The 4,036-nt window shown below is 47.6% G+C and carries 6 protein-coding genes; 1 reads left to right on the forward strand and 5 read right to left on the reverse strand.

What is annotated here, in order from left to right; all coding sequences use genetic code 11:
• Nucleotides 1–503 precede the first annotated feature (503 nt).
• The gene (locus HMPREF3050_RS14565; RefSeq protein ID WP_168166257.1) at nucleotides 504–662 is read left to right on the forward strand and encodes a hypothetical protein; all 159 of its coding nucleotides are present in this window, start codon (nucleotides 504–506) and stop codon (nucleotides 660–662) included.
• Nucleotides 663–701: 39 nt separating this feature from the next.
• Here HMPREF3050_RS14565 and ubiE read toward each other — a convergent pair whose 3' ends face one another.
• The 5 genes from ubiE to HMPREF3050_RS04280 form a co-directional block, all read right to left on the reverse strand.
• Entirely contained in the window at nucleotides 702–1,439 is a 738-nt protein-coding gene (gene ubiE, locus HMPREF3050_RS04265) for a bifunctional demethylmenaquinone methyltransferase/2-methoxy-6-polyprenyl-1,4-benzoquinol methylase UbiE (RefSeq protein WP_003760056.1), read from the reverse strand.
• Between the two features lie 158 nt (nucleotides 1,440–1,597).
• Complete coding sequence (locus HMPREF3050_RS14570) at nucleotides 1,598–1,867, reverse strand: hypothetical protein (RefSeq protein WP_168166254.1); 270 nt, start codon at nucleotides 1,865–1,867, stop codon at nucleotides 1,598–1,600.
• A gap of 13 nt (nucleotides 1,868–1,880) precedes the next feature.
• Nucleotides 1,881–2,312: a gamma-butyrobetaine hydroxylase family protein gene (locus HMPREF3050_RS04270; protein WP_003762839.1), complete on the reverse strand. Its 432-nt coding sequence runs from the start codon at nucleotides 2,310–2,312 to the stop codon at nucleotides 1,881–1,883.
• Nucleotide 2,313: 1 nt separating this feature from the next.
• Nucleotides 2,314–2,601 carry a cytochrome b6 gene (locus HMPREF3050_RS04275; RefSeq protein WP_231286232.1) on the reverse strand — a complete coding sequence of 96 codons (288 nt, stop codon included), beginning with the start codon at nucleotides 2,599–2,601 and terminating at the stop codon, nucleotides 2,314–2,316.
• Nucleotides 2,602–2,698: 97 nt separating this feature from the next.
• A complete protein-coding gene (locus HMPREF3050_RS04280) occupies nucleotides 2,699–3,988 on the reverse strand; it encodes a CAP domain-containing protein (RefSeq protein WP_070773644.1) in 1,290 nt (429 codons plus the stop codon).
• Between the last annotated feature and the right edge of the window lie 48 nt (nucleotides 3,989–4,036).

A 4,036-nucleotide genomic window follows, 5' to 3' on the forward strand; every position in this document is an offset into this window, starting at 1 on the left:
AGCCGCCTTCAGGCGGCTGTGTGTTGAAACGTGAATAAGTAAGGGTAATCTATGCGAAACGCTGTACAGCCGCCTTCAGGCGGCTGTGTGTTGAAACCATCTTATCGTCAACACCCGCGAAGATATCCGTCCAGCCGCCTTCAGGCGGCTGTGTGTTGAAACTTCGGCAGTATTCGGCTATCAGCCTCGCGTCCTGTCAGCCGCCTTCAGGTGGCTGTGTGTTGAAACATCCTTTGTCATATTTGTCATAACTTCACCTTTGCAGCCGCCTTCAGGCGGCTGTGTGTTGAAACCGTACATACCCAGTTTGAACACTATACAAGGCTGCGACAGCCGCCTTTAGGCGGCTGTGTGTTGAAACCACCTTTTCCACCACGCCGCAGAGGGCGCACCGGCCAGCCGCCTTTAGGCGGCTGGGTGTTGAAACATCGGCTCAGTCGCAGAACCGCGCATATCTGGATTCAGCCGCCTTCGGGCGGCTGTGTGTTGAAACGGGCGGTAAAGTGAAGTCATGCCGCCGTCTGTTTGCCAGCCGCCTTCAGGCAGCTATATATCAGTACAACTCAGAGATTTCTTACAACAAAGGTCGTCTGAAAACCTTATCAATCGGTTTTCAGACGACCTTTTTCAGCCATCAACATAAGCCCGATACTTTGGAATAGGCTATGGGCATCAGACAGATAGGTCAGCCGATTCGGGCATCAGAATTTCACACCTTTATGCAAGGCTACGATGCCTGCGCTCATATTATGATAATCAACGCTGTCGAAACCAGCATCCAGCATCATTTGTTTCAATGTTTCCTGATCGGGGTGCATGCGGATGGATTCTGCCAGATATTGATAGCTGTCTGCGTCTTTGGCAATGAGTTTGCCCATGACCGGCAGCAGTTTGAAGGAATACAAATCGTATGCGCCTTCCAGTGGTTTGTAGACTTTGGAAAATTCCAACACCAAGAGCGTTCCGCCCGGTTTGAGCACACGGTACATTTCTTTGAGCGCAGCATCTTTGTGGGTCATGTTGCGCAAACCGAAAGCAACGGAAACCAGATTGAAATAGTTGTCGGGAAACGGCAATTTTTCGGCATCGGCCAGCGATACGGGCAGAATCAAACCTTCATTCAGCAGTCTGTCTCTGCCCACTGTCAGCATGGATGAGTTGATGTCGGTCAGCCACACTTCGCCCTCTTTGCCCACACGCTTGGCCCAGCCGCGCGACAGGTCGCCGGTACCGCCGGCGATATCCAGCACTTTATCGCCCTTTTTCAGACGGGCGGTATTGATGGTGAAATGTTTCCAAACGCGGTGCAGGCCGGCAGACATGACATCGTTCATGATGTCGTAGTTTTTGGCTACGGAATGGAACACTTCGGCCACTTTACCTGCCTTTTCTTCTTCGTTTACGGTAGTGAAACCGAAATGGGTTTTGTGGTCGCTCATAGAGGTGCTTTCCTAAAATAATCTGAAATCAATATGGTTCAAACGGTATTTCGATTTTCAGACGACCTTGCTCTAGGGGTCGTCTGAAAGTTTAATCATTGAGAGGCAAACCTGTCTTTCAATTTGTCCATGGCTACGCCGAATGCTGAAATTTCATCTCAGAAGGTGATGGCATTTTTATCGTCATTCACGATATGCTTTTTGCGGACCTGCTTGGTATAGTCTATCAAATGGATGGCTAAATAATCTTTTTTATTCAGATAGCAGCGCAACTTGCCCCCGTGTAGTGGCATTGTACCCTCAAGACCGTATCTTTCCAGCCGATTTTGTTTGACATCCGACAGGCTGATATATTTTTTCAAGCGAGGAACAGAGCCTGCTTTGCCGACATCCTGCTGTCCGTCACAATGCCGCTTCAAAAAGAACAAACACGCTCAGTAATCAATGATGCCCGCCACAACCGCCGCTGCCGCAGGAATGCTTTTTACCGGCAACAAGGTCAGCGGCACTCGGTATTCTGGAAGCTCCGGCTTCTTTTAACCTGCGAAGATAATCCTGCCAAAGCGCATCATAATCGTAAGCCAATTTATAAAGATAAGCCCAGTCATACAAACCGCTATTATGACCGTCTGAAAAAGTAATTTTGAGCGCATACTGACCGACAGGGTCTAAATCAGAAATCGTAACTTCTGCTTTACCTGTCTGCAAGACATCTTGTCCCGCACCATGTCCGCGCACTTCGGCACTGGGAGAATAAACGCGGAGAAATTCGGCAGGAAGGGTTTTACGTTCACCGCGATAAACCAAAACCAAAGCCGATCGGTCATGTTGCAAACGGATTTCTTCAGGAATGTTGTTATCAACTTGGTTCATGTCATACCCCCATTTTCTTTCGCAGCACCGCTACCCAGATTGAAAAAACGCCGCCTAAAAACGCAAACAGCAAGATTAAAATGAGCGCAAAACGGGTCAACTCAATCCGCATCGACATATCCAAGCCCAAATCAAACACTGCCAAAACCACATATATCAGGAAAGAAAGCATCATCAGTCCGATACAGATAAAGGCATAACGCGTATGGGCGGCAATTTTCGGATGGCGGATCATTGTTTGAGAAACAAGAAATAAAATTTCCGCTATTCTAACAGTTTTACGGTTCACCCAAACAATAAAGTATCTTGCCCCACCCTGCTTTGTCTTGTTGCATATAAAGAAGGTCGTCTGAAAACCTGTTTAGGTTTCAGACGACCTTGATTGCCTATTGCCAGATATAAAGTAAGACCGCCTTATCGTTTTCTTCTTTCGGCGTTAACCGGACATCATCGCCTTTGTCTCCGGTAACCCGTACCACCATACCGCCGATCTGACGCTCCATGACTTCGAGTTTCGCTTTGCCGCGTTGGCGGTAAACATACTCTTCGCATTCCCGCTGACACCAAAAATCCTTCCAATGAATGAAATATTTCTTACCCGATTCAACCGCCAATTTTTCGCCACCTTTAACGATAAAGTAAGGATAATCAGGCTTTTTCGTTCGGAACGTCCATTCGGCTTTTTCAGATTTGCCATTGCGCTCATACTCGAATACGGCACGATACGCGGTATCGTATTCCAAAGGCAATAAAGGAAATAAGGCAAATTGACGATCAGAAAACGTTTGATTCGGATCATTGCTTGCCGTCAACACCTTGACCTTCTCTATCTCGGATTTGCCCTGATAAAGCTTGAACGACCGCATTTTGATTTTTCCGGCAGATTCCGAAAAAGCGATACTGACCGGATTGCCGGTAAATTCGTGTCCCGGCATGGGATCGGGGTGTTCGCCGTGAAAATCCGGCATGGCAAAATCACCTTGCGGATAAACGACATATAAGAACTCGCGTTGCGCCTTGACTTCGTCCGCATAAACAATGGCATTGTTGTTGCAGGCATTTTGATAGTAACGCCGTCCCGGTTCAGGATAAACCCTGCCTAAACCGCAATAAAAATTAAACTGATGATTTCCCTGATTGATGGCGACCGATATGCGCCCATCACGATGCTCAAATGCCGCACCGGCTTCATCAATGCCTTGTTCCAACAGAGAGAAGCGGTGATAAATAGCGGTCATCAAACCGTCAATCTGCTGCTGAACCGGCAAATTGGTATCCATATCTTCAGGATACGGATAAAAACCGGTGGTGATATTTTCATGTACGCCATCATAAAGATAACCTACCTTGCGGGCGCGTTCATTCGGGCGGTAACCGGTAAAAAACGGATTGCTGCGATGACGTTCGTCATGACCGTCTTCAGGGTTCTGCAACAAATAACGCGCATGATTGCGGGCGGACTTTTCTAAAACCGACGAATGCGCCAAAGTCGGCAGCCCCGCGCCTGCACGCAAAAAATTCAGGTAAGCCAATCCGCCGAATGAAGACACGGAAGACCTGTCATGCGGCGACTCAGCATGAATCAGCTCGGTATGAGAAATTCTATGGTTTTGCTGATAATAAAAAAAACTGAAAGCCGCAGCCAACAGCGCAAGCCAGAAAATGAGATTTTTCATATTGTTATAAATAGATAGTGGATTAAATTTAAATCAGGACAAGGCGAC

The sequence above is a fragment of the Neisseria sp. HMSC065D04 genome, from assembly GCF_001815675.1.
In the GTDB taxonomy this organism is placed as follows: domain Bacteria; phylum Pseudomonadota; class Gammaproteobacteria; order Burkholderiales; family Neisseriaceae; genus Neisseria.

Coding starts and splice junctions, on each gene's coding strand:
- ubiE (WP_003760056.1), bottom strand. CDS start 1,439: ATGAGCGACCACAAAACCCATTTCGGTTTCACTACCGTAAACGAAGAA.
- HMPREF3050_RS04280 (WP_070773644.1), bottom strand. CDS start 3,988: ATGAAAAATCTCATTTTCTGGCTTGCGCTGTTGGCTGCGGCTTTCAGT.
- HMPREF3050_RS04270 (WP_003762839.1), bottom strand. CDS start 2,312: ATGAACCAAGTTGATAACAACATTCCTGAAGAAATCCGTTTGCAACAT.